We start from the raw sequence: 26,054 nt of genomic DNA, 5'->3' as shown, positions 1-26,054 counted from the left end.
AATAGCAAAATAATGAAGAATAACTGATGGAAAAAGTTATATTGATCAAAAAATGTTTTTGTGTTGGAATAAAAAACCATAAAAATACCAAATACAAGATCAATAATCTGATTGTTAACCATGAAGTAGGGTTTGTTAGCTATTTTGTGATATCTAAAATTTCGGCAGTTCGGTGTTGCCTTTCCTTTATTGTGCAGCACGCTATGGCATGTTTTCCTGATTATACGATTCATGGCGGGCAGTAAATAGAAAATAATATCCTGAAATGGATAGGTTTACTGTTAGCTATCGCATGGTGTTTTTTATTGTTACAGGTCTATATCTATGAACAAAAAATTCGATAAGCCGTGGTTACAAAATCAACAAAGTTTGGTGAAACGTGTAGCCTGGATAAACATTGTTACTCAACTTGCGTTTCCCGTTGTTGGTGCATTGACTCCCGCCATCGCCTCTGCTAAAACACACTCAACCTTCCAAAATGAAAAACAAACTTTATTAACAGAGCCTTATATCCTGAAATCAGGGGAAACAGTCACTGTTGTCGCTAAACGTTATGGCTTAACTGTCTCTGATTTAAATAGAATCAATCAGTTACGTACTTTTGATAAGCCTTTTACCACACTCGGCGTTGGTAGTGAAATTGATGTTCCAAAACCCCGAAACAATAAATTTCTTCCTTTTAACTATTCCTCATTAGAACTGCCTTTATTAAAACGCCCTTCACTAGACAAGACCCCGATTACAGAAGACAAGACGTCTATTACAGATACAGACAATCATTCTCTGGCTGAGATTTCCTCTCGAATTGGCCTGTTGCTGACCAGTGACAACATTAAAAATAGTGCGACCAGTCAATTAAACAGTCTGGTCATGGGAGAAGCCAATCAGAAGATTCAAAATTTGTTGGGACGCTACGGCACAACACGTGTGCAGCTCAATATAGATAATCATGGCCGCTTGAGTGACAGCCAATTTGATATGTTATTGCCGCTATATGATACCCATCATCAGGTGATTTTTACCCAGTTCGGCCTACGCCATATCGATAAACGCGATACCGCCAATATTGGACTAGGGCAACGGTATTTTTTTGATGATTGGATGCTCGGCTACAATGCTTTCTTTGACCATGATATCACTGGCGATAATAGTCGACTCGGCCTGGGTGCTGAATATGCCCGCAATTACCTGAAATTAGCGGCGAACAGTTATATTCGTCTAAGTAACTGGAAAGAATCCCGCCTTTTGACTGATTATGATGAGCGTCCTGCCAATGGCTTCGACCTTAGGGTACAAGGCTATTTGCCTTCTTTACCCCAGCTTGGAGGCAAGTTGATGTATGAGCAATATTTCGGGGATGAAGTTGGACTGATAGATAAAGACCATCGCCAGAAAGATCCGGCCGCCTTTACTATCGGAGTGGATTATACGCCCATCCCATTACTGACTTTCGGCATTGACCGCAAACAAGATATGTCCGGCAGTGGGGAAACCCTGTTCAATATCGCATTGAGTTATGACATTGGTACGCCGTGGGCTGATCAGATTGATCCCGATGCTGTAATGCTTAAACGTTCTCTGCAAGGCAGCCGCTATGACTTGGTTGAGCGCAACAACCAGATCGTTTTGGAGTACCGTAAACGTGAAGTGATCTCTCTGGCAATAGATAGCCTGATTACTGGCTATGCGGGGGATACCAAAACTCTCCATGTCAGTGTCAATAGCAAATATGGGCTTAAAAATATCGAGTGGGATGCAGCGAGCTTTTTTGCCAATGGCGGTAAGATCCAACACACTAACGGTACACCCTACCAGCTAACCTTACCAAAATATCAAACCAAGAGTAACAATACCTACACAGTGGGGGCAATTGCTTACGATGAGCACGGCAATGCATCTCAACGAGCCGAAATGAAGGTACAAGTGCTTCCCGCTGCCGTTAATGCCAATAAATCCACTTTCTCGGTAAAAGACAAAGAGCTGTTGGCTGATGGTCATGCCACTACTCTCCTGACATTAACCCTCAAAAACCAGAACGACAAACCCATCAGCGGCATCGCCTCAGACATTAAATTGGTTTCAAGTGGGTTAAGTGGGAATGGCAGTGATCCGAAGATCAGTGCAATGAAAGAAGTCCAGCCAGGTGTTTATGAATCCCAGCTCACGGCTGGTGAAAAGATCGGGATACTGAAAATCACGCCGGAAGTGGAGGGAATTAATATCAAACCCGTCGAGGTCATGTTTGTACATCCTGAAGCTCCCATCATCAAAAATTTGACTCTCATTGGCAAGTTAGAGATGGGGCAGAAATTAAGTGCAACTTATACCTTTAATCCTAATCATGGCGACCCAACCGATAAATCACGCTATGCATGGGGCAATAAGGGCTATGTAGACATTACAAAAGGCCAAACGATAACAGAATCAGGCAAGATCCCTGACTATACCTTGACACAATCAGATGCCGGTACAGTGAAAGAGGTGGTTGTACAGGCACAAAATGCGATGGGTAAGATCGGCAATATGCAGAACGTTGATACTGGCATGAGTGCCGAACAAGGAAACCACACCCATGATGGTGGAAAAGGGGGGACTGTCAGAGGGCTTGCCGATAATATGGCAATCACTGTGAATGTTGAAAAGGTTGCAAAAAACCAGCCGATCATGCTGAAAGTCAAAACACTCAATCACGGACAGATTGTCCGAAATGTTGCTGTTAGAGTTAAAGCAATTAAGGCACTGAATCGTCAGAATGTTACTGAGACAATCACGGTATTACTTAATAGAAAATCAAGTCTGTACCAAGGTTTCACGGATGAAAACGGTGTTTTATCTATTCCGGTGACCGATCCAAATGGGCTTGGCGTGAAGACGATTTTGTCTATCTCTGCGGATGGTACTGCTGCCCCACAAACGCAACATGTCACTTTTACTGTGGCTACCAGCCCAGACGTTGATGTGGCTAATTTTTGGGGGCATATGCCTGACACCGTTGTAGGTGGAAATGGCGCTATCTTTAGCCGCCCTAAGTTGCAGGCAGAACTAGCGAAAGATGAGTTAGGGGCCGATAACACCTATTTCGAAAGTGGAGAAACATGGTTACGCCGTGTCCACGGTGGAGCGGTATGGTATTGCCAAAAAATAGGTGAACATCTACCCACAAAAGACGATTTAGTGGCGCTGTACCAGGCCCACCCAAACAATGCAATGCATGATCAACTCGGTTGGCCCCAACATCGCGCCTATCGCTCTCGAACAGAAGATGAAGACCCAGAAATGAAAGACGCACACCATCATTACAGCGTGAATATAGATACAGGAGTAGCAAAAGTTATTAATGATAAAGTCTATGACTACGTTTCCTGTAAAATATAACACCTTCTGTTTTGACTTCTCAGCTAAAAATCCGTCCTAAAGGGGCGGATTTTTCTGTCCTGCGCCTGTAAATACGTTATCCTGCCTACACACTATTGACGGTGTTAAATTCCACCTTTGATAATAGCGTTCTAAATTTTTTATCGTTATTTATCACACCCTATTAATCACAAAATGAAAAGATATGTACGAATTTAACCTGGTGTTGTTATTACTTCAGCAGATGTGTGTCTATCTGGTGATCGCTTGGCTTCTGAGTAAAACCCCCTTGTTTATTCCCCTGTTGCAAGTGACGGTTCGTTTACCACATAAGCTAATGTGTTACGTGATTTTTTCCATCTTTTGCATTATGGGGACGTATTTCGGGCTGCATGTTAACGATTCAATTGCCAATACTCGCGCGATAGGCGCTGTGCTAGGGGGCTTTCTCGGTGGGCCTACCGTTGGGGCAATGGTCGGCTTCACCGGAGGACTACACCGTTATTCTCTCGGTGGAATGACCGCATTTAGTTGTATGGTATCCACCATTGTAGAAGGCGTACTGGGTGGCCTGGTGCATATTTATCTGATGAGAAAAGGGCAACTCAATAAGTTATTGAATCCGTGGACGGCTGCCATTGTCACTTTCTTTGCCGAATGCACTCAAATGGGCATTATCCTGCTACTTGCTAACCCTTTCAGTGAAGCCCTGAATTTGGTAAAAGATATCGCGGCGCCCATGATCATCGCCAATAGTATCGGGGCAGCCATGTTTATCCGTATCTTATTGGACAGACGCGCCATTTTCGAAAAATATACCAGCGCTTTTTCTGCCCAAGCGCTAAAAATTGCTGTCTGCACAGAGGGAATTTTGCGTAAAGGGTTCAATGAAGATAACAGTATGCGAGTGGCGAAAGTTATCTACCAAGAGTTGGAGATTGGGGCTGTTGCAATTACGGATAGAGAGAAGCTACTGGCATTTATTGGTATCGGTTCTGATCACCATTTACCGGGTACTCCGATTGCTGCCAAACAGTCTCATCGTGCCATTGAGAATAATGAAGTCGTGTATGCTGATGGCAATGAAACACCTTATTGCTGTTCCCTTAGCCCAACCTGCAAACTTGGCTCCGCACTGGTGATCCCTTTGCGGGGCGAGAACCAGCAGGTCATTGGGACTATCAAACTCTACGAAGCGAAGAATCGTCTATTCAGTTCCATCAATCGCACATTGGGAGAGGGAATTGCCAGCCTGCTTTCCGCCCAAATTCTTGCCGGACAATATGAACGCAATAAGCAATCTTTGCTGCAATCAGAAATAAAGCTCCTTCACGCGCAAGTGAATCCTCACTTTTTATTTAATGCGTTAAACACATTGCAAGCGGTTATCCGTCGGGATAGCCAGCAGGCAGGCCAGCTTGTGCAATATCTCTCAACATTTTTCCGAAAGAATTTAAAACGGCCTGAAGATATCGCCACACTGGACAATGAGATAGAGCATGTAAACGCTTACTTACAAATTGAGAAAGCCCGCTTCCGTGAGCACCTCCAAATTGCCATCGAGATCCCCGATGACTTACGCGATGCGCGGTTACCTGCCTTCTCCCTCCAACCCATGGTAGAAAATGCCATTAAACATGGCACATCACAGTTACTGGATACGGGAAGAATTACGATCAGAGCCAATCAAGAAGGGAAGTTGCTATTGGTAGAAATTGAAGATAATGCGGGGCTGTATTGTCCCAAAAAAGTGGGGGATGACGGTCTTGGGATGAACTTAGTAGATAAACGTCTGCGGCTTCGTTATGGTAATCAATATGGGGTAAGAGTGGATTGTCAGCCAGAAACATTTACCCGTGTCATTTTGTGTTTACCATTAGAAAAAAAAGAGTCTAAAAAAGCGGCGTAAATATGAATATATTGATTGTTGACGATGAGCCATTGGCTCGTGAAAATCTACGTTGTCTGCTGGAAGAGGAAACGGATATCCAGATCATGGGTGAATGTGCCAACGCAGTGGAAGCGATTGGCGCCATCCATCGCCTGAAACCTGATGTTGTTTTCCTCGATATTCAAATGCCCCGCATTACCGGATTGGAAATGGTAGGCATGCTCGATCCTGAGCATCGCCCTTACATTGTTTTTCTGACTGCATTTGATGAATATGCGGTGCAAGCCTTTGAAGAACATGCTTTCGATTATTTATTGAAACCGTTGGAAAAAGAACGCCTGAGTAAAACACTACAACGGCTGCGTTCTGGCTATCAAAAGCAGAATCTGACTGATCTTCAACGTGAAGGTGAACAACTGAAATATATTCCCTGTACCGGACATAGCCGCATCTGGCTGATGCCATTGGATGATGTTCTGTATGTCACTTCCCGGCTGAGTGGTGTATACGTCATGAGTGCCAACGGGCAGGAGGGCTTTACTGAGTTGACTCTGCGGACACTGGAAACCCGCACTTCGCTAACCCGTAGCCATCGCCAGTACTTAGTCAATATGACCCAATTGCGGGAGATTGTTTTTGGCGACAATGGGCAGGCAGAGCTGGTATTAAGTAATGACGAACGTATTCCAGTAAGCCGTCGTTATTTGAAACCCTTAAAGGAAGAACTGGGGTTAAATTGATTGTCGCTTAGGGCATAATTTCCTAACCCTACAGACAAAATAGACAAAGGAAATGCCCTTGGCCGATTTTTATCTCAAAATTAAAACCAACCGAATGATCCTGAAAAACCTCAAGAACCAGCAAGAGCGGGAGATTGGGGGAAATTTCAGTACCCCGCGTTTACTGATTGGTGATTTTTATAACGCGCTATTTCAATTAAATACGCTGCTCAATCAGCATGGTTTCCTGAAAGGGATTAAACAGTTTTTTGAATGTAAACACCGTGTTTTGGTTCACCCACTGGATCAAAGCGAAGGAGGATTGTGCCCTGTGGAAGAGCGGATTTTGCAGGAAGTGACACATGCTGGTTTCAACGGTAAGGTAAGAAAAGTGGTTATCCATCAAGGTGAGCACTTACTTTCAGATACTGAGGCCAACGTTGAATTAGCCAAACGTATCGTTAAGAAAAAGCCCCTTCTCCGTTAAGAAAAGGGGCTTTATTTGACTCATCGTTGCAATATTTTCAACGCAACGATGACTCCAGCAAATCAATAAGCACTTAGCGTGTGCTTATACGTTGCTATTGCTTGGACGGCGACGTGGTGCACCACCATTGGTATCATCGTTACCACGACCGCGGAAAGAACTACGCTCACCACCGCCACGACGTTCATTGTTGTTGAAACGACGACCGCCGTTATTGCCGAAACTATCACGGTCACGACGTGGGCCATTGCCGCCATTTCCAGCGTTACTGCCATTACCGCCGTTACCACCGCGGCCACCACCACGACGCTCACGGCGTTCAAATGGTTGTGCATCGCCCATCAATTGCATGTTCAGTGGCTTGTTCAGGATACGGGTACGGGTGAAATGAGACAGTAATTCACCTGGCATCCCTTTTGGCAGCTCAATCGTAGAGTGAGTCGCAAACAGTTTGATATTACCGATATAACGGCTGCTAATATCGCCTTCATTTGCAATTGCGCCCACGATATGGCGAACTTCAACGCCATCATCACGGCCAATTTCAATGCGATACAGTTCCATATCACCCACGTCACGACGTTCACGACGAGGACGATCACCTTTATCGCCTCGATCACTTCTGTCACCTCGGTCACTGCGATCACGCTCACCAAAAGCGTTACCATTACGACGACGGTCATCACGATCGTTGAATTCACGACGAGGACGGCGCACAGGATCGGGTGGCAGAATAAGTGAGCGCTCACCCTGAGCCATTTTCAGCAGGGCGGCTGCCAGGGTTTCCATATCCAGCTCATCGCTAGTACCCAGCTTAGACAGCAATGCACGGTATTGGTCCAGATCGCTGCTTTCCAGTTGTTGTTGAACACTGGCCGCAAATTTCTCCAGACGACGCTGGCTCAGAAGTTCCGCGTTTGGCAGTTCAACTTCTGGGATTGTCAGTTTCATGGTGCGTTCAATGTTACGCAGTAAACGACGCTCGCGGTTTTCAACAAACAACAGGGCACGACCTGCACGGCCTGCACGACCAGTACGACCAATACGGTGTACGTAAGATTCTGCATCCATTGGGATGTCGTAGTTAACAACCAAGCTAATGCGGTCAACATCCAGGCCACGGGCAGCAACATCGGTCGCAATCAGGATATCTAAACGGCCATTTTTCAGGCGCTCAAGTGTCTGCTCACGCAGGGCCTGGTTCATGTCACCATTCAGAGCCGCAGAATTGTAGCCGTTACGCTCCAGCGTTTCAGCAACTTCCAGCGTTGCATTCTTGGTGCGCACGAAAATAATCGCTGCATCAAAATCTTCGGCTTCAAGGAAACGCACCAGCGCTTCATTTTTGCGCATGCCGTAAACAGACCAGTAGCTTTGGCTGATGTCAGGACGGTTTGTGACGCTGCTCTGAATACGGACTTCCTGTGGGTCATTCATGAAACGGCGGGTAATACGGCGGATCGCTTCTGGCATCGTTGCTGAGAACAGTGCAGTTTGATGTTCAGCCGGGATCTGGCTCATGATGTTTTCAACATCTTCGATAAAGCCCATACGCAACATTTCGTCAGCTTCATCCAGTACCAATCCTTTCAGATTGGACAGATCCAATGTTCCACGTTTCAGATGGTCAAGCAAACGTCCTGGCGTTCCCACCACAACTTGTGGACCCTGACGCAAAGCACGTAACTGAACGTCATAACGCTGTCCACCGTAAAGCGCAACAACATTCACATTGCGCATATGCTTGGAAAAATCTGAACACGCTTCAGCAACCTGCACCGCCAGTTCACGGGTTGGCGCTAACACAAGGATCTGTGGCGCTTTAAGTTCAGTATCAATGTTATGCAATAAAGGCAAGCTGAAAGCTGCAGTTTTACCACTACCTGTCTGTGCCATACCCAGCACATCACGGCCGTTCAGCAGTTGGGGAATGCATTGTTGTTGAATAGGAGAAGGCTTTTCATAGCCCAGATCTTCCAGTGCAGAAAGAATAGGTGTCGATAAACCTAAATCAGCAAAAGAGATTTCAGTCTCAGTGGTCATGTAATGGTGCCTCATTAATCGTGGCGGCCAGTCTACATAACACAGTGAAAAGAATTTCTGTCATTTTCATTTAAAATGTGAACTGGCTCAAATTATGTTATTAAACGAACAAACAAGCCCTCACCCCTGGAGGTGCGGACTTTAAAATCTGTCGTGAAAATGTTCGTCAGCTATTGTTGGTTCGATTCCGATAAGTCATCTTGTTTTTGGCCTAATAGTGCCAATTCCAACAATGCGTAGCGGTGCTCAACAAAGTTATGCACATTGTTAGCTACCGTCAGCTTGAATAGCGCAGCCGCGCTATCCTCATCCCCCAGACTTAGGTAATGCTTACCTAAATAGAAGTCAGTTTCACTGAGATGCTCAGCGAGCGAAGTGTTATCCATTGAACCCTGTTGTAAACGCGCCATCAATGTTTTTTCACTGATTTTGCCCAAATAGAATTCAACAATATTCCAGCCCCATAGCCCCCGGCTCGCTTTGTCAAAATGGTGTGACAAATTCGTCATTGCAACCTTAGGATCAATTTTTTCTTCCACAAGGTACAACCACAACGAGCGGAAGGGATCATTTGGATCGTCTTGATAAAACGCCTGCAGATCATCCTGCGCCAATCGATAGCGGCCACCGTAATACAGTGAAATTCCGCGATTCATTCGCGCGTAGTTGTAAGTTGGATCAAGTTCTAAAACAGAATCAAACGCTTCATAGGCAGAATCAAAATTGCCTGCCTGCGTAAAATAAATTCCCAGATAATTAAAAATTTCAGGAATATCAGGACGGATAGACAAAGCCACTGAAAAATCATTCTGTGCCAATGCCCTCAGCCCCAGGCTATCATACAGCACACCTCGTTCATATAAAAGCTGTGCATACTCATCTTCCGTAAGTGACCGACTCGCAAGTATTTGTTCCATGCGAGCCAGAATAACCTCTTGTTGCAATGTCGGTTGTAATGGAATAGCAATAACTTCATTTTTACGCCACCCAGTGCTGCCGCATCCCACAAGGAGAAAAATAGCTGCAACATAACACCAGCGCAGAAAAGAATTCATTTCCCACTCCCGAAGTCAGACATCAATCAGAATGCCCAGTTACTCCACCCACATTGTATATTTCAGGCTTCCTGCCCAAAATTGACTTCTTCTCACCCTTCAAGCTACTGCGAACAATAACTCAAAATCTATTGAGGTAAACGGCGCCCTTTTTACAGGACGCCGCTCTTTACGTCAAATTTATTCTTCTGATGATTCGGGTAACGGCAGTGTTTCATCAGTCACAACGACGGCTTCTTTCATGCTCAGGCGGATACGACCCTGACGGTCAATTTCCAGCACTTTTACCGGAACTTCCTGCCCAAGTTGCAGGTAATCAGTGACTTTCTCTACACGTTTTTCCGCGATCTGAGAAATGTGTACCAGCCCTTCTTTACCGCCGCCGATAGCAACAAATGCGCCAAAATCAACAATACGGGTAACTTTACCAGCATAAATACGGCCAACTTCAACTTCCGCAGTGATCTCTTCAATACGGCGGATAGCATGATGTGCTTTATCACTGTCAGTCGCTGCAATCTTCACTGTACCATCATCTTCAATTTCAATGGTAGTCCCTGTTTCTTCCGTCAATGCACGGATCACGGAGCCACCCTTACCAATCACATCCTTGATTTTGTCTGGATTGATCTTGATGGTGTGAATACGTGGGGCAAATTCAGAGATATCATTGCGTGGGCCATTAATTGCCTGCTCCATCACATTCAGAATGTGCAGACGAGCACCTTTGGCCTGATTCAAGGCAATCTGCATGATTTCACGGGTAATGCCTTCGATTTTGATATCCATCTGCAATGCGCTGATACCGTCACGGCTACCTGCAACTTTAAAGTCCATATCGCCCAGATGGTCTTCATCACCTAAAATGTCAGACAGGACAACAAAGTTTTCCCCTTCTTTCACCAATCCCATTGCGATACCTGCAACGGCTGCCTTAATTGGCACACCCGCATCCATCAATGCCAGTGACGCACCACAGACAGAAGCCATTGAAGAAGAGCCGTTGGATTCAGTAATTTCAGATACCACACGAACGGTATATGGGAATTCGTTGATGCTTGGCATCACAGCCAATACACCACGTTTCGCCAAACGACCGTGGCCAATTTCGCGGCGTTTTGGTGAACCAACCATACCGGTTTCACCAACAGAGTATGGAGGGAAGTTATAATGGAACAGGAAGCGATCTGCACGCTCACCCATCAGTTCATCAATAATTTGAGCATCGCGCTCTGTACCCAGTGTTGCAGCGACCAGTGCCTGAGTTTCACCACGGGTAAACAAAGATGAACCATGTGTACGTGGCAATACGCCTGTGCGAACGTCCAGCGCGCGAACCATGTCTTTTTCACGGCCATCAATACGCGGTTCACCACGCAGGACACGGCTACGGACAACGTTTTTCTCTACAGTCGCGAGAACATCAAGAACGTCTGATCCTTCCAGCTCAATGCCCTTTTCCGCAAATTCTGTCAAGACAACCGCGGTGACGTCTTCTTTGATGCTATTAACTTGAGCATAACGCTCTTGCTTTTCAGTGATGCGATAAGCATCACCCAGACGGCTTTCAGCCAGCTCTGCAACGCGATCGTGCAAAGGCTGATTAATTGTCTCTGGTGACCAATCCCATTTTTCTTTACCTGCTTCAGCAACCAGTGCATTGATGTTATCGATCACAATCTGTTGTTGCTCGTGACCAAACACCACCGCACCCAACATTTGCTCTTCAGTCAGCAGTTCCGCTTCGGACTCTACCATCAAGACTGCACTTTGTGTCCCTGCAACCACCAGATCCAAGCGGCTATTTTTCAGTTCGTCAGCGGTTGGGTTCAGTATGTATTGATCATTAATGTAACCCACACGCGCAGCACCAATTGGGCCATTGAATGGGATGCCAGACAATGCCAGTACAGCAGAAGCGCCAATCATGGCAACGATATCAGGGTTTATTTGTGGGTTAACTGAAACGACTGTCGCGATGATTTGAACTTCATTCAGGAAACCTTCTGGAAACAGAGGGCGCAGCGGGCGGTCAATAAGACGGGCAACCAACGTTTCACCTTCGCCTGGACGACCTTCGCGGCGGAAAAAACTTCCCGGAATACGGCCAGCAGCGTAAGTACGCTCCTGATAGTTAACGGTCAGAGGGAAGAAATCCTGACCTGTTTTGACTTTCTTTTGACCAACAACGGTGACAAAAACCGCAGTGTCATCCATATTTACCATAACGGCAGCCGTCGCCTGACGCGCCATCATGCCAGTTTCGATGGTCACAGTATGTTGACCATACTGGAATTTACGAACAATCGGATTAAGCAAAATAATATTCCTTTGTTAGTGTTGCCGCTTTCAGAAACCGACAACAATGGATTTTCTCTTCTTGCTACACCCTCACGACTAATGACAGCACTCACTTCTGTAAGGACTCTCATTAGCCGCGCGAGTCACTGTAGCGGAAGAGGTTCACATTTTAGAAACGGTGTAAAAAAACAGTCGATTGATTTTCCCAATCCCGTTTCCTAGAAGAAAAGGGGCCGATTAGGCCCCTTTCCACTGAAACTCATCAATTAGCGACGCAGTCCCAGACGCTCAATCAGAGCAGTATAGCGTGCCAAATCTTTACCTTTCAGGTAGCTCAGCAGCTTACGACGCTGTGCAACCTTTCTCAACAGACCACGACGGCTGTGGTGATCTTTTTTGTGCTCGGAAAAGTGACCTTGCAGATAGTTGATGTCAGCAGTCAGCAGTGCGATCTGAACTTCGCTGGAACCACTGTCGTTAGCGCCGCGACCAAATTCAGCAATAATTTGCGCTTTTGCAGCAGTACTTAGAGACATAGTATAACTCCAAATATGTAATTTAAAATGACGAGTGCCGATCTCTAATTCAGCAACTCCTATATAGACGCGGTATTCTACGCTGCAAATAGGTGAAGCGCAAGACAGCATAATCGCCGCTATTTTGTGCCCCGATTCAATTTACCTGCTTCAAATTCCTTGTCTGTTGTTATCATTATTCGATTTCAGTTTCAACAACCAGACGGCGTGGAGCCACCAATCCATCATCATCAATCACGGCAATGCCGATGAATTTATTCTCATCGCCTTCAGTAACCCTCACCCATTCATCTGAGTCCAAATGATGTTGACTTCTCACGGGCTGACCTTGTTTGAAGTACGAAGCCACCACAGAGGTTAAGTGGATGGCAGGAAAATGGGCAACCGCGGTATCCATCGGTAGCAACAATGAGTCAAGCAATTCCCACGCCTCAATGTCTTGATCTTCGGCCTGTTGTTTTAACGCATGTAACTGTTCCAATGTGACCATTCTTTGATTAGGATAATTGGCAACCTGCAAACGACGCAGGTAAATGACATGAGCACCACAACCCAAAAGTTCGCCTAAATCATCAATGATAGTGCGGATGTAAGTTCCTTTGGAACAGTGTATTTCTAATTCCAGCTCATTCCCTTCCCAGCGAATGAATTGCAATTCATAAACAGTGATAGGACGTGCTTCCCGCTCAACTTCAATACCCTGGCGGGCATATTCGTATAACGGTTTTCCCTGGTGTTTCAATGCAGAGTACATGGAAGGAACCTGCATGGTATTACCGTGGAATGTTTCCAATGCAGCACTAAGCTGAGATTCGGTGATTTTTACTTCGCGTTCACTGATGATTGTCCCATGTGAATCCGAAGTATCTGTACGCTGGCCCAAGCGGGCAATCACACGATAGCGTTTGTCAGAATCCAGCAAGAATTGGGAAAATTTGGTCGCTTCACCAAGACAAATCGGCAACATACCTGTTGCCAAAGGATCCAGCGCCCCCGTATGACCCGCCTTGCTGGCATTGAAAATTCGCCTTACTTTCTGTAACGCATCATTGGAGGAAATATCCTGCGGCTTATCCAGCAGCAGTACACCGTGTACAGCACGGCCTCTACGACGGCGACCCATCACTTTTCCTCATTATGATCCACAGAGGTACGACGCTTCTCATCGTTTTTAACGACGTTGCTGACCAAGTTCGACATACGCATCCCTTCGACTAAAGAACTGTCATAAGAGAAGGTCAGCTCAGGAATAATACGCAGGCGCATCGCTTTACCCAGCAGGGAACGAATAAAACCTGAGGCTTCGTTCAATGCCTTGATACCTTCTTTAATCCTATCTGAATCATGATTTTCCACCAGTATATTCAGAAAGGTGACAAATACTTTGGCATAAGCCAAATCACGGGAAACCTCAACACCAGAGACTGTCGCCATTCCGATACGGGGATCTTTGACTTCGCGCTGTAAAATGATGGCAATTTCTTTTTGCATTTCCTGTGCAACGCGCTGAGTACGACTAAATTCTCTTGCCATTGTTATATCTCCTGACATTTTGGGGGGCATAAAGCCCCCCAAAAATGGAATGAATCTATTGATAAATCATGGTATTAATCGATGGAGCGTTTAATTTCAATCACTTCAAAGACTTCAATCATGTCGCCAACGCGAACATCATTGTAGTTCTTCACACCAATACCACATTCCATACCATTACGGACTTCGTTAACGTCATCCTTAAAGCGACGCAAGGATTCCAGTTCACCTTCGTAAATAACAATGTTATCACGCAGTACGCGGATCGGGTTATTACGCTTGATGGAACCTTCTACCACCATACAACCAGCAACGGCACCAAACTTCGGTGACTTAAATACGTCACGAACTTCGGCAAGACCCATAATTTGCTGTTTATATTCTGGTGCCAGCATACCGCTCATCGCCTGTTTGATCTCGTCAATCAGGTTATAGATAACGGAGTAGTAACGCAGATCCAAACTTTCGTTTTCGATGATGCGACGAGCAGAAGCATCAGCACGAACGTTGAAGCCTAGAATAATAGCGTTGGATGCCGCTGCCAGCGTCGCATCTGTTTCAGTGATACCACCGACACCCGAACCGATGATTTTCACTTTCACTTCATCAGTAGAGAGTTTCATCAGTGAGTCACAGATTGCTTCACATGTCCCCTGAACGTCAGTTTTCAGAACAATGTTCAGCTCAGAGACTTTGCCTTCTTCTAAGTTGGCGAAGATGTTTTCCAGCTTAGATTTATGCTGACGAGCCAATTTCACTTCACGGAATTTACCCTGACGATACAAAGCCACTTCACGCGCTTTTTTCTCATCACGAACAACGGTCGCTTCATCACCCGCAGACGGAACATTGGACAGACCCAAAATTTCCACAGGGATTGACGGGCCAGCCGAGGTCACTTCGCGGCCAAGTTCGTTACGCATCGCACGGATACGGCCGTACTCGAAACCACACAGAACGATATCGCCTTTGTTCAGCGTACCAGATTGCACCAAAATAGTGGCAATTGGGCCGCGGCCTTTATCCAGGAAGGATTCAATGACCACACCATTCGCCATACCCGTGCGTACCGCTTTCAGTTCAAGAACTTCAGACTGAAGCAGAATGGCTTCCAGCAATTCATCAATACCAATACCTGCTTTGGCAGACACATTGATGAACTGGTTTTCACCGCCCCACTCTTCTGGAATGATGCCGTATTGCGACAATTCATTCTTCACGCGATCTGGATCAGCGTCTGGCTTGTCGATCTTGTTCACAGCAACAACGACCGGTACGCTGGCCGCTTTAGCGTGCTGAATAGCTTCTACGGTCTGTGGCATCACGCCATCATCCGCTGCGACAACCAGAACAACGATATCTGTTGCTTTCGCACCACGTGCACGCATAGAGGTAAACGCAGCATGGCCTGGGGTATCCAGGAAGGTGATCATACCTTTTTCAGTTTTCACATGGTATGCACCGATGTGCTGGGTAATTCCACCCGCCTCTCCAGAAGCGACCTTCGTGGAACGAATATAGTCCAGCAGCGAGGTTTTACCGTGGTCAACGTGACCCATGATCGTAACGACTGGAGCACGAGATTCTGCTTGTGTTTCACCCGTATCGCGATCGCTCATCAGCGCTTCTTCCAGTTCGTTTTCACGACGCAGGATAACTTTATGCCCCATTTCTTCGGCAACAAGTTGTGCTGTTTCTTGGTCGATCACTTGGTTGATCGTTACCATTGCTCCCATGTTCATCATGGTCTTGATGACTTGGGCACCTTTAACGGCCATTTTGTTAGCCAATTCAGCAACAGTAATTGTCTCACCAATCACAACGTCACGGTTAACCGCAGCAACAGGTTTCGTGAAGCTCTGCTGTAAAGTGCTAGGCTTACGTTGTTTGCCTTTGGTACGACCCACTGCACGTGCTTCTTCGCGATCAGCTTTCGATTCAGAATGTTTGTTATTCTTCTTCTGGCGGGATTTGCCGCCACGGGAGCGGGTACGGCGTTCACCTTCTACTTTGGCGTCATTTTCATCTTCCGCATCACGAGCATAGCGGGAAGTGGTTATGTGGTAGTCGCTATTTTCAGTGCTACTCTCAGGAGTTTCAGACCATTTCTCTTGATTTTCTTCTGCCATTCGACGCGCTTCTTCTGCAACACGCTTAGCTTCTGCTTCCACCTTACGGCGCATTTCTTCTTCAGCTTTACGTTTTAAATTTGCAGCTTCCGCTTCACGACGCGCCTTTTCACTTTGCGCGGCAGAGTCAGTCTGAACTGATTTTGGTTTGTTTTCGGTATGTTGCTTGGTCACTTTTTCTTTTTCCGCCGCCTCACGCTGAGGCAGTTTAGCCTCTTCACGTTTGGCTTTTTCTTCTGCTTCACGTCGAGCGCTCTCTTTAGCTTCACGTTTCGCCTTTTCTTCAGCTACACGCTTAGCTTGCTCCTCGGCGAGTTTTTTCGCTTCAGCCTCAAGCCGCGCCTTCTCTTCTGCCTCGCGCCGAGCCAGTTCTTCCGCATCACGCTTCGTCTGCTCTTCTGCTTTAGCCTGTTCAATGGCATCGCGGTTTACATATGTGCGTTTTTTGCGGACTTCAATCGCTACCGATTTACTTTTGCCACCGGTGCCAGGAACGTTCAGTGTACTGCGCGTTTTACGCTGTAGTGTCAATTTACCTGGCTGACCGCCAGAACCGCCTTGTTCACGGTTAAGATGGGCCAGCAAAGCTTCTTTTTCTTTCTGGGAAACAGAGTCAGTTGCGGTTTTCTGAATGCCAGCATCAGCAAATTGCTGGATTAGACGTTCTACCGAAGTCTGGATCTCTTCTGCCAGTATTTTTACGGTTACCTCTGTCATTCTGTTCCTTCCTGCTACAGTTTATTTATGCATCATCGCCAAACCAACAGATATTACGGGCTGCCATAATGAGTTCACCTGCTTTCTCATCATTCAGTCCTTCGATATCAGATAAGTCGTCGATACCCTGTTCGGCAAGATCTTCCAGAGTACAGATGCCACGGGCAGCCAGGTTAAACGCCAAAGTACGCTCCATGCCAGGCAGATTCAATAAATCTTCTGCAGGTTGCTGATCACCAAGACTCTCTTTCTGAGCCAGTTCCAGCGTTGTCAAGGCCGCTTTAGCGCGTTCACGAAGAGTTTCAACTGTTTCTTCATCAAGACCCTCTACTGCCAGAAGTTCATTGATTGGCACATAAGCCAATTCTTCTAGTGTAGAGAAACCTTCCTCGACCAATACAGTGGCGAAATCTTCATCAATGCCGAGATGCTTAGTAAATGTATCAATAGAAGCGTGTGCTTCTGCCTGATGTTTTGCTTGTAGCTCTTCCGCAGTCATGACATTGAGTTCCCACTTGTCATCACCACGATGTTTTTTCAACAGTTGTGCTGCCAGACGAACATTTTGACCATTACGTCCAATCGCCTGAGCAAGATTACTGTTTTCTACGGCAACATCCATGGTGCAGTTGTCCTCATCAACCACGATAGATGCAACATCCGCCGGAGCCATTGCATTAATGACAAACTGCGCAGGGTTATCGTCCCACAGCACGATGTCAATTCTTTCACCGCCCAGCTCACTGGAAACAGCCTGTACCCTTGCACCACGCATACCGACACAAGCGCCAACAGGATCAATACGCTTGTCGTTGGTTTTCACTGCGATCTTTGCACGGGAACCTGGATCACGAGCAGCAGCTTTGATTTCAATAATCTCTTCACCAATTTCAGGCACTTCGATGCGGAATAATTCAACCAACATCTCTGGACGAGAACGAGTGATGAAAAGCTGTGCACCACGTGCTTCAGGACGAACATCATACAGAACACCGCGCACGCGGTCACCTGGACGGAAGTTTTCCCGTGGCAACATGTCTTCACGTAAGATAACCGCTTCAGCGTTATTACCCAAATCCAAGGTAATATTTTCACGGTTCACTTTTTTGACCTGACCGGTCACAATTTCGCCCTGCTGTTCACGAAATTGATCAACAACCATCGCACGCTCAGCTTCACGTACTTTCTGTACGATAACCTGTTTTGCCGTCTGGGTTGTAATGCGGTCAAACGTCACTGACTCAATTTGATCTTCAATATAACCACCCAGATCAACCTCTGGGCTGTCAAATTGTGCAGCTTCCAGTGTGATTTCGCGCGTTGGCTGAGTCACTTCATTCACAACTAACCAGCGGCGGAAGGTCTCAAAATCACCCGATTTACGATCGATGCAGACGCGGACATCGATCTCTTGTTCATACTTTTTCTTGGTGGCTGTCGCCAGTGCAATCTCTAATGCTTCGAAGATTTTTTCGCGAGGGAGTGATTTTTCATTAGAAACCGCTTCCACAACAGCCAGAATTTCTTTATTCATCCTAGTTGCCTCATCCGAACTTTAAAAGTGGGGTACCAGATTCGCTTTCTGGATGTTGCTCAGTGCGAACACTTCGTCTTTTCCGTCCACCGTAACCGTAATCATTTCACCATCAACGACCTTGATGATACCTTGCCATTTGCGACGGTTCTGCATTGCCATGCGTAAAACCAAACTGACTTCTTCACCGATAAAACGCTGGTAATGTTCAGCCTTAAACAGTGGACGTTCAAGCCCTGGTGAAGATATCTCCAGGTTATAAAGCCCTGGAACTGGATCTTCAACATCAAGCACTGCACTGACCTGGTGGCTAACATCAGCACAATTATCAACAGTGATACCCTCCTCACTATCGATATAGACTCGCAGCGTTGATACACGAGCGCGAATAAACTCCAGGCCAACTAATTCAAACCCCAAGGCTTCAACTGGTGCTGAAATTATCTCTGTTAACTTTTGTTCTAATGTGGACAAGCCCACCCCCAAGACATAAAAAAAGGGCTATATTAGCCCAGTAGTTCTGCTGTCAAATAACAAAAAACCCCGACACTCGGGGCTTCATGCAACTGGACCCTATTTACTGCCAGCGGTCTCAACCAACTTCTTTCTGTTACCTTTCAAAGCAACCTGTCAAGTGAGGTTCGATATCTCAATGGCTGCTGAATGATGACTGTTGAAAAGGTACAGGTTGTTAAGAAGTGGTTGCGGGAGCCGGATTTGAACCGACGACCTTCGGGTTATGAGCCCGACGAGCTACCATGCTGCTCCATCCCGCGTTCGAAAACGTGGCAAATCTTACGCTGATAATACTAAAAACGCAAGTTTCTAGATTAATGGTGCCGAGGACGGGACTTGAACCCGTACGCCCGTTGTTTAGGCACTACCACCTCAAGGTAGCGTGTATACCAATTTCACCACCTCGGCACTGATTTTATAGCGCTGTTATTTTAATGATTATCTAAACTCATCGTTAAAACTAACAACCCTATTTTAATTCTGTTACTGTGGGATATCACTGTTTGGTTTTACTGGTGTTGCCGGAACTTCTGTCTGTTTTTCAACTTTAACAGGATCGACAAGGTTATCCCATTTACTGCTGGAACCCGTCTTATTGCTGGTCATGTTACCAAGAATCAAACTGATAACGATGAACAGTGTGGCAAAAACAGCCGTCATGCGGGTCATAAAGTTACTGGAACCTGATGAACCAAACAGAGTGTTTGATGCGCCCGCACCGAAAGAAGCACCCATATCAGCACCTTTACCCTGCTGTAGCAGAACCAGAGCAATTAGCCCGATGCCAACCAGCAAGAATATACCTAAAAGAGCTTCATACATATGTTGTACCCGTTTCCTCGTGGGGTTTACCACAATTTCATAGCGACGTTATATTGCATCACCCGCCCACAAAATTAGAAAAATTAACTTATTGAGCGGGTGTGAATACTAACCAAAGCGTATCAGACACGCAAGACTAATTTTAAATCTTGGCGCTGAACGAGTAAAAAATCAACAAATCAACCGATTTTTTTCACTGCATCAGCGATACGATGCGCCAATGTCGTGACTTGTTCTTCATCCTCGCCTTCCACCATGACGCGAATCAATGGCTCTGTACCTGATTTACGCAGCAACACACGACCGCGACCATCCAATTCAGCCTCGACTGATTTTACCGTTTCAAGCACGGATTCTGATTGCAGGGGATCGATATTCCCCGCAAAGCGAACGTTAACCAAAATTTGGGGCAGAAGTTTCATGCCGCTGCACAAGTCATGCAAGCTCATATTATTGCGAACCATGGCACTCAAGACTTGCAATCCAGCCACAATGCCATCTCCTGTTGTGGTCTTGTCCAGCAAAATCACATGGCCTGAATTTTCTGCACCCAGACGCCAGCCTTTTTCTTGCAATTTCTCCAGCACATAACGGTCGCCGACTTTCGCACGTGCAAAGGGGATACCAAGCTGTTTCAGTGCCAACTCCAGCCCCATATTGCTCATCAGTGTACCTACGGCACCACCACGTAGCTGGCCTTGTCTCAACGCTTCACGGGCAATGATATACAGGATCTGGTCGCCATCCACTTTTTGCCCCAGATGATCGACCATAATGATACGGTCACCGTCACCATCAAATGCCAGGCCAACGTGGGCTTGTTCTTCCAACACGCGCTGTTGCAATAGACGAACGTCTGTTGCCCCACACTCTTCATTGATATTGATGCCATTAGGCTCACAACCAAGGGTAATCACTTCCGCGCCCAACTCCCTGAGAACATTTGGGGCGATATGGTAGGTCGCACCATTGGCGCAATCCAAAACAATTTTCAACCCATTTAAACTCTGCTCGCTGGGAAATGTGCCTTTACAAAATTCAATGTAACGTCCCGCGGCATCAACAATCCGATTCGCCCGCCCCAGCTCAGCCGATTCCACGCAGGTCAGCGTTTTTTCCATTTCGGCTTCAATCGCCTCTTCAACATCATCCGGTAATTTAGTCCCATCGATGGAGAAGAATTTAATGCCGTTATCATAATAAGGGTTGTGGGAAGCGGAAATGACAATGCCCGCTTCTGCACGAAAAGTACGTGTCAGATAGGCTACGGCAGGTGTTGGCATCGGGCCGGTAAAGGATGCCGATAACCCCGCGGCGGCCAATCCAGCTTCCAGAGCAGATTCCAACATATAGCCTGAGATCCGGGTATCTTTACCAATGATAATTTTGCGAGAACCATGACGCGCCAGCACTTTTCCCGCAGCCCAACCCAGTTTTAATACAAAGTCAGGGGTAATTGGGGTATTACCCACTTTGCCACGGATACCGTCAGTACCAAAATATTTACGGTTACTCATAAATTTCTTTTTCCTTTGCTGAACGAATTTTCTGCTCTCAGCGCTTTTTTGCTGACATCATGTTCTTTACAAAACAGACTGTGCATTTTACAAGCTACATATTTTACCAACATGTATTTTAAGAAAATATACTTTTTCAGATACCGTATTCCCTACAGGGATAGCTGGCTGACAGTGTTGCATGTACAATTTGCATTGCCTGAACAGTTTCTTTGACATCATGTACACGAATAATCCGGGCACCTTTCATGGCGGCAATCACAGCACAAGCAACACTTCCGGTCACACGCTCCTGTGGTGGTACATCAAGTAATTGACCAATCATGGACTTGCGTGACATTCCCGCCAAAATAGGCAACCCCAAATGATGGAATTCCTGCAAGTCAGCCAATAACTGATAATTATGCGATAAGTTCTTACCAAAACCGAAACCCGGATCAAAGATCAAGTTGTTTTTTGCGATGCCCGCCGCAACACAGCGTTCCATTTGCTGTATCAGAAAGGTTTTGACTTCCGATATGATATTTTCGTAGTGAGGTTCTGTTTGCATGGTGCGAGGCTGCCCCTGCATATGCATCAGGCAGATCGGCAACCCACTTTGGGCGGCCGCATCCAGTGCTCCAGGTTCCTGCAACGCACGGACGTCATTGATCATATGCGCTCCCGCCTTGGCGGCTTCCCGCATAACCGCAGCTTTTGAGGTATCTACGGAGATCCAGGTATCAAAGCGCTGTGCCAGCGCCTCAATCACCGGAATAACACGCTCCAGTTCTTCTTGTTCACTGACCGCATTCGCGCCAGGGCGAGTCGATTCTCCTCCCACATCAATAATGGCGGCTCCTTCTTTGATCATCTTAACCGCATGTTCCAATGCTGAATCAAAGGTATTATGGGTTCCACCATCAGAAAAGGAATCAGGGGTCACGTTCAGAATTCCCATCACTTGTGGGCAGGAAAGATCGAGGACTCTGCCTCTGGCTGTCAGTTTCATTGCTCGGTGCCTTAATGTCAAAACCCCAGGACAAGCCTGGGGTTTACTATAAGATTTTTAACCACGTTATGCGGTTGGATTACCATCCGCAGGATTGGAAGTTTGCTGTGGAGAAGGGGTGTTATGGCGGTGATTGCCATTACCACCATTCTTGTCACCTTCCCAACCTGCCGGTGAACGTACGGTTGTACGGTTCATCAGATCATCAATCTGAGGCGCATCAATCGTTTCATACTTCATCAATGCATCTTTCATAGAATGAAGAATATCCAGATTATCCATCAGAATCTGACGAGCACGTAAATAGTTACGATCGACAATAGCCTTCACTTCGTGATCGATCAAACGCGCGGTGTCTTCAGACATATGTTTTGCCTTGGCAACCGAACGACCGAGGAAAACTTCGCCTTCTTCTTCCGCATACAGCAATGGCCCCAGTTTTTCTGAGAAGCCCCACTGTGTCACCATGTTGCGCGCAATCGATGTCGCCACCTTAATATCATTGGACGCACCCGTAGAAACATTATCTACGCCATAGATAATCTCTTCCGCTAATCGGCCACCGTATAAGGTTGAAATCTGGCTTTCCAATTTCTGACGGCTTGCACTGATCTGATCGCCTTCTGGTAAGAAGAACGTCACACCCAACGCCCGACCACGTGGAATAATCGTCACTTTATGCACAGGATCGTGTTCTGGAACCAAGCGGCCAATAATGGCATGTCCGGCTTCATGGTATGCCGTGGCTTCTTTTTGTTCCTCCGTCATCACCATTGAACGGCGCTCGGCGCCCATCATGATCTTATCTTTGGCTTTTTCGAACTCAACCATAGAAACAACGCGCTTGTTACTGCGAGCGGCAAACAGAGCTGCTTCATTCACAAGGTTAGCCAAATCTGCGCCAGAGAAACCGGGTGTACCACGAGCAATGATCGATGCATCAATATCCGTATCCAGAGGGATGCGACGCATATGAACTTTCAGGATTTGCTCACGGCCACGAACATCCGGCAGGCCAACAACAACCTGGCGGTCAAAACGACCAGGACGTAACAGGGCTGGGTCCAGGACATCAGGACGGTTAGTCGCTGCGATAACAATGATGCCTTCGTTACCTTCAAAGCCATCCATCTCAACCAGCATCTGGTTTAGTGTCTGTTCACGTTCGTCATGTCCGCCACCCAGGCCTGCGCCACGCTGACGACCTACTGCATCAATTTCGTCGATAAAGATAATGCACGGCGCAGCTTTTTTCGCCTGTTCGAACATATCACGAACACGGGAGGCACCAACACCAACAAACATTTCAACAAAATCAGAACCTGAGATGGTAAAGAAAGGGACTTTTGCTTCACCCGCGATCGCTTTCGCCAGCAGCGTTTTCCCCGTACCTGGAGGGCCAACCATCAAGATGCCTTTCGGGATCTTGCCACCCAGTTTTTGGAAACGGCCAGGCTCACGCAGATACTCAACCAATTCGCCCACTTCTTCTTTTGCTTCGTCACAACCGGCAACATCGGCAAAGGTAGTTTTGATCTGATCTTCCGTCAACATACGGGCTTTGCTTTTACCAAAAGACATCGCCCCTTTACCGCCACCGCCTTGCATTTGGCGCATAAAGAAGATCCAGACGCCAATGAGCAGTAACATTGGGAACCATGAAATAAAGAGGGTCGCCAACAGGCCTTGTTGTTCCGGTGGTTCACCGATAACTCTTACCTGCTTGTTGAGTAGGGTATCCAGCAACTTTTCATCCTGAATTGGCATATAAGTGCTGTATTTTCCACCGTTGTCCTTCTTAGTAAAATCAATGTCACGACCCGAAATACGTACTTCGTTTACTTGATTCTGCGATATTTCATTGATGAAATTAGAGTAATCAACCCTACGGCCACTGGAGTCGCCGGGACCGAAACTCTGGAACAATAACATCAAGACAACTGCGATGACTAACCAGAGAATCAGGTTTTTCGCCATGTCACTCAAGGGATTAACCTCATATTACAACTGTGTTAACAAATAGTAGTCAGGGTACTATACTTTCCGCCCTGTCGCTACAATGTATACTTCACGTGATCGTGCCCGCGAAGCTTCTGGTTTACGAATTTTTACCTTCGCAAAAAGGGAGCGTATTTCCCTCAGGTATTCATCAAAGCCCTCTCCCTGAAACACTTTGACAATAAAACTCCCCCCAGGGGCCAGCACATCACGACACATATCCAACGCTAGCTCAATCAGATACATGGATCGGGGAATATCGACCGCGGGGGTTCCACTCATATTAGGAGCCATATCCGACATGACGACCTGGACTTTATTATCACCCACTCTCTCAAGTAATGTTTTCAACACAAGTTCGTCACGAAAATCTCCTTGCAGGAAATCGACGCCAACTATCGGATCCATTGGCAAAAGATCGCAGGCAATGACTCGCCCGTTATTACCAATCTGACTCACTACGTATTGAGACCACCCACCTGGAGCAGCGCCTAAATCAACAACGGTCATGCCCGGTTTAAAGATTTTGTCGCTTTGCTGTATCTCATCAAGTTTAAACCAAGCGCGAGAGCGAAGCCCTTTTTTCTGCGCCTGGAGAACATATTTATCACTAAAATGTTCTTGTAACCAGCGACTTGAGCTTGCTGAGCGTTTTTTATTGGCCATTGTTCTTTCCAACTTTACTAATAAGGCGCCTTAATTTTTGCACTCTCTTTTCCAACTACACCATACTTTTATGGTGATAGCTATGAGATGGCGGTAGAATATGTCGTTTTCAATCCCAACTAAGCAAAAAAACGATGACTCTTAACAAGAAACAAACCCAATACCTGAAAAGCCTTGCTCATTCATTAAAGCCTGTCGTTATGATCGGCAACAATGGGTTAACCGAAGGCGTGTTGGCTGAAATCGAACAAACTCTTTCACATCACGAGCTTATCAAAGTTAAAGTTGCAGGCGAAGACCGTGAAATAAAAACTTTGATCGCTGAAGCGATTGTTCGTGAAACAGGTGCACATAACGTGCAAATTATTGGCAAAATATTAGTGCTCTACCGTCCATCAAAAGAACGCAAGATCAGTCTACCTAAATAATCACGGCATATTTATACAAAAGTGCCATATCGTTTTATTTACCATGATAAAAAAGGCCAACAACTGGCCTTTTTTCTTGTATGCCAATGTCATATTTGCCAAAGCAATACATGCCAACACGATAACTGTCAGCAATTAGCTAGTGATCATGGTGTGTTAGATTAGAGATAATCCACGTTTAAAACTTCGTATTCCACTTGACCGCCAGGCGTGGTGATCACAACAACATCATCTGCTTCTTTACCAATCAGGCCACGGGCAATGGGTGAATTCACTGAAAGAAGATTTTCTTTAATATTGGCTTCATCATCACCGACGATACGATACGTCTGTTCTTCGTCAGAATCTAAGTTCAATACCGTTACCGTAGCCCCAAAAATCACTCGGCCATTATTGGTTATCTTCGTAACATCAATCACCTGTGCATTGGAAAGTTTAGCTTCAATTTCCTGAATGCGGCCTTCACAGAAACCTTGCTGCTCACGAGCGGCATGATATTCCGCGTTTTCTTTCAAATCACCGTGCTCACGCGCCTCAGCGATTGCGGTAATAATCTGAGGCCGACGTACATTTTTCAGATATTCTAATTCTTCGCGCAATTTATCCGCGCCACGTACCGTCATCGGAATTTGTTTCATTTATTAAACCTCTAAATCAATCCTAAGCCCAAACCACATCTTCCTGATTTTTGTAATAACAGCACATTTTTTTATAACAGCACAATGAACACACCCTATCAGGCGGGCTTACAGATAATTAATAAAAATAAAAGAAGTGTAACTCAGCACAATCTGGAGTCCACATGCATATTTACCTG

At 46.2% G+C, this 26,054-nt stretch carries 20 protein-coding genes and 2 tRNA genes; 5 read left to right on the top strand and 17 right to left on the bottom strand.

Annotated elements, in window-relative coordinates; translation table 11 throughout:
- Positions 1–324 precede the first annotated feature (324 nt).
- The 4 genes from Xkoz_RS02355 to Xkoz_RS02340 all read left to right on the top strand — a co-directional run bounded on the left by Xkoz_RS02355 (position 325) and on the right by Xkoz_RS02340 (position 6,451).
- Positions 325–3,375, top strand: a complete 3,051-nt coding sequence (locus Xkoz_RS02355; protein WP_099140571.1) for an inverse autotransporter beta domain-containing protein — start codon at positions 325–327, stop codon at positions 3,373–3,375.
- Positions 3,376–3,559: 184 nt separating this feature from the next.
- On the top strand, positions 3,560–5,263 hold the full coding sequence (locus Xkoz_RS02350; RefSeq protein ID WP_099140570.1) for a sensor histidine kinase: 1,704 nt from the start codon (positions 3,560–3,562) through the stop codon (positions 5,261–5,263).
- A gap of 2 nt (positions 5,264–5,265) precedes the next feature.
- Positions 5,266–5,985, top strand: a complete 720-nt coding sequence (gene btsR, locus Xkoz_RS02345) for a two-component system response regulator BtsR (RefSeq protein ID WP_099140569.1) — start codon at positions 5,266–5,268, stop codon at positions 5,983–5,985.
- A gap of 58 nt (positions 5,986–6,043) precedes the next feature.
- A complete protein-coding gene (locus Xkoz_RS02340; RefSeq protein WP_141554393.1) occupies positions 6,044–6,451 on the top strand; it encodes a hypothetical protein in 408 nt (135 codons plus the stop codon).
- 84 nt (positions 6,452–6,535) lie between these two features.
- Here the strand turns inward: Xkoz_RS02340 and Xkoz_RS02335 are convergent, their stop codons facing one another.
- The 16 genes from Xkoz_RS02335 to rlmE form a co-directional block, all read right to left on the bottom strand.
- Positions 6,536–8,494 carry a DEAD/DEAH family ATP-dependent RNA helicase gene (locus Xkoz_RS02335; protein WP_099140567.1) on the bottom strand — a complete coding sequence of 653 codons (1,959 nt, stop codon included), beginning with the start codon at positions 8,492–8,494 and terminating at the stop codon, positions 6,536–6,538.
- A gap of 170 nt (positions 8,495–8,664) precedes the next feature.
- On the bottom strand, positions 8,665–9,549 hold the full coding sequence (nlpI, locus tag Xkoz_RS02330; RefSeq protein ID WP_099140566.1) for a lipoprotein NlpI: 885 nt from the start codon (positions 9,547–9,549) through the stop codon (positions 8,665–8,667).
- A gap of 180 nt (positions 9,550–9,729) precedes the next feature.
- Positions 9,730–11,868, bottom strand: a complete 2,139-nt coding sequence (gene pnp, locus Xkoz_RS02325; protein ID WP_099140565.1) for a polyribonucleotide nucleotidyltransferase — start codon at positions 11,866–11,868, stop codon at positions 9,730–9,732.
- A 248-nt stretch (positions 11,869–12,116) separates the two neighbouring features.
- Positions 12,117–12,386: a 30S ribosomal protein S15 gene (rpsO, locus tag Xkoz_RS02320; protein WP_099140564.1), complete on the bottom strand. Its 270-nt coding sequence runs from the start codon at positions 12,384–12,386 to the stop codon at positions 12,117–12,119.
- A gap of 175 nt (positions 12,387–12,561) precedes the next feature.
- Entirely contained in the window at positions 12,562–13,509 is a 948-nt protein-coding gene (gene truB, locus Xkoz_RS02315) for a tRNA pseudouridine(55) synthase TruB (RefSeq protein ID WP_099140563.1), read from the bottom strand.
- On the bottom strand, positions 13,509–13,919 hold the full coding sequence (rbfA, locus tag Xkoz_RS02310) for a 30S ribosome-binding factor RbfA (RefSeq protein WP_099140562.1): 411 nt from the start codon (positions 13,917–13,919) through the stop codon (positions 13,509–13,511). The genes truB and rbfA overlap by 1 nt, the downstream gene beginning before the upstream one ends.
- Before the next feature lie 74 nt (positions 13,920–13,993).
- Positions 13,994–16,765: a translation initiation factor IF-2 gene (gene infB, locus Xkoz_RS02305; protein ID WP_099140561.1), complete on the bottom strand. Its 2,772-nt coding sequence runs from the start codon at positions 16,763–16,765 to the stop codon at positions 13,994–13,996.
- A gap of 25 nt (positions 16,766–16,790) precedes the next feature.
- Positions 16,791–18,299 carry a transcription termination factor NusA gene (nusA, locus tag Xkoz_RS02300; RefSeq protein WP_099140560.1) on the bottom strand — a complete coding sequence of 503 codons (1,509 nt, stop codon included), beginning with the start codon at positions 18,297–18,299 and terminating at the stop codon, positions 16,791–16,793.
- 21 nt (positions 18,300–18,320) lie between these two features.
- The gene (gene rimP, locus Xkoz_RS02295) at positions 18,321–18,773 is read right to left on the bottom strand and encodes a ribosome maturation factor RimP (RefSeq protein ID WP_141554392.1); all 453 of its coding nucleotides are present in this window, start codon (positions 18,771–18,773) and stop codon (positions 18,321–18,323) included.
- Positions 18,774–18,998: 225 nt separating this feature from the next.
- Positions 18,999–19,075, bottom strand: a tRNA-Met gene (locus Xkoz_RS02290).
- A 58-nt stretch (positions 19,076–19,133) separates the two neighbouring features.
- Positions 19,134–19,223: transfer RNA gene (locus tag Xkoz_RS02285), tRNA-Leu, on the bottom strand.
- A 75-nt stretch (positions 19,224–19,298) separates the two neighbouring features.
- The gene (gene secG / locus Xkoz_RS02280; protein ID WP_099140558.1) at positions 19,299–19,637 is read right to left on the bottom strand and encodes a preprotein translocase subunit SecG; all 339 of its coding nucleotides are present in this window, start codon (positions 19,635–19,637) and stop codon (positions 19,299–19,301) included.
- 179 nt (positions 19,638–19,816) lie between these two features.
- On the bottom strand, positions 19,817–21,154 hold the full coding sequence (gene glmM, locus Xkoz_RS02275; protein WP_099140557.1) for a phosphoglucosamine mutase: 1,338 nt from the start codon (positions 21,152–21,154) through the stop codon (positions 19,817–19,819).
- A gap of 136 nt (positions 21,155–21,290) precedes the next feature.
- On the bottom strand, positions 21,291–22,145 hold the full coding sequence (gene folP / locus Xkoz_RS02270; RefSeq protein ID WP_099140556.1) for a dihydropteroate synthase: 855 nt from the start codon (positions 22,143–22,145) through the stop codon (positions 21,291–21,293).
- Positions 22,146–22,211: 66 nt separating this feature from the next.
- On the bottom strand, positions 22,212–24,131 hold the full coding sequence (ftsH, locus tag Xkoz_RS02265; RefSeq protein WP_099140555.1) for an ATP-dependent zinc metalloprotease FtsH: 1,920 nt from the start codon (positions 24,129–24,131) through the stop codon (positions 22,212–22,214).
- Positions 24,132–24,179: 48 nt separating this feature from the next.
- On the bottom strand, positions 24,180–24,809 hold the full coding sequence (gene rlmE / locus Xkoz_RS02260) for a 23S rRNA (uridine(2552)-2'-O)-methyltransferase RlmE (protein ID WP_099140554.1): 630 nt from the start codon (positions 24,807–24,809) through the stop codon (positions 24,180–24,182).
- Between the two features lie 134 nt (positions 24,810–24,943).
- On the opposite strand from rlmE, the gene yhbY reads away from it, so the two are divergent.
- On the top strand, positions 24,944–25,237 hold the full coding sequence (gene yhbY, locus Xkoz_RS02255) for a ribosome assembly RNA-binding protein YhbY (RefSeq protein ID WP_099140553.1): 294 nt from the start codon (positions 24,944–24,946) through the stop codon (positions 25,235–25,237).
- A 161-nt stretch (positions 25,238–25,398) separates the two neighbouring features.
- Here the strand turns inward: yhbY and greA are convergent, their stop codons facing one another.
- On the bottom strand, positions 25,399–25,875 hold the full coding sequence (greA, locus tag Xkoz_RS02250) for a transcription elongation factor GreA (protein ID WP_099140552.1): 477 nt from the start codon (positions 25,873–25,875) through the stop codon (positions 25,399–25,401).
- Between the last annotated feature and the right edge of the window lie 179 nt (positions 25,876–26,054).

Origin of the sequence: Xenorhabdus kozodoii (assembly GCF_002632875.1) — a bacterium.
GTDB classification, from domain to species: Bacteria; Pseudomonadota; Gammaproteobacteria; order Enterobacterales; family Enterobacteriaceae; genus Xenorhabdus; species Xenorhabdus kozodoii.
Note: the sequence above shows the minus strand (reverse complement) of the source record. Positions and strands in the feature narration are given on the sequence as shown.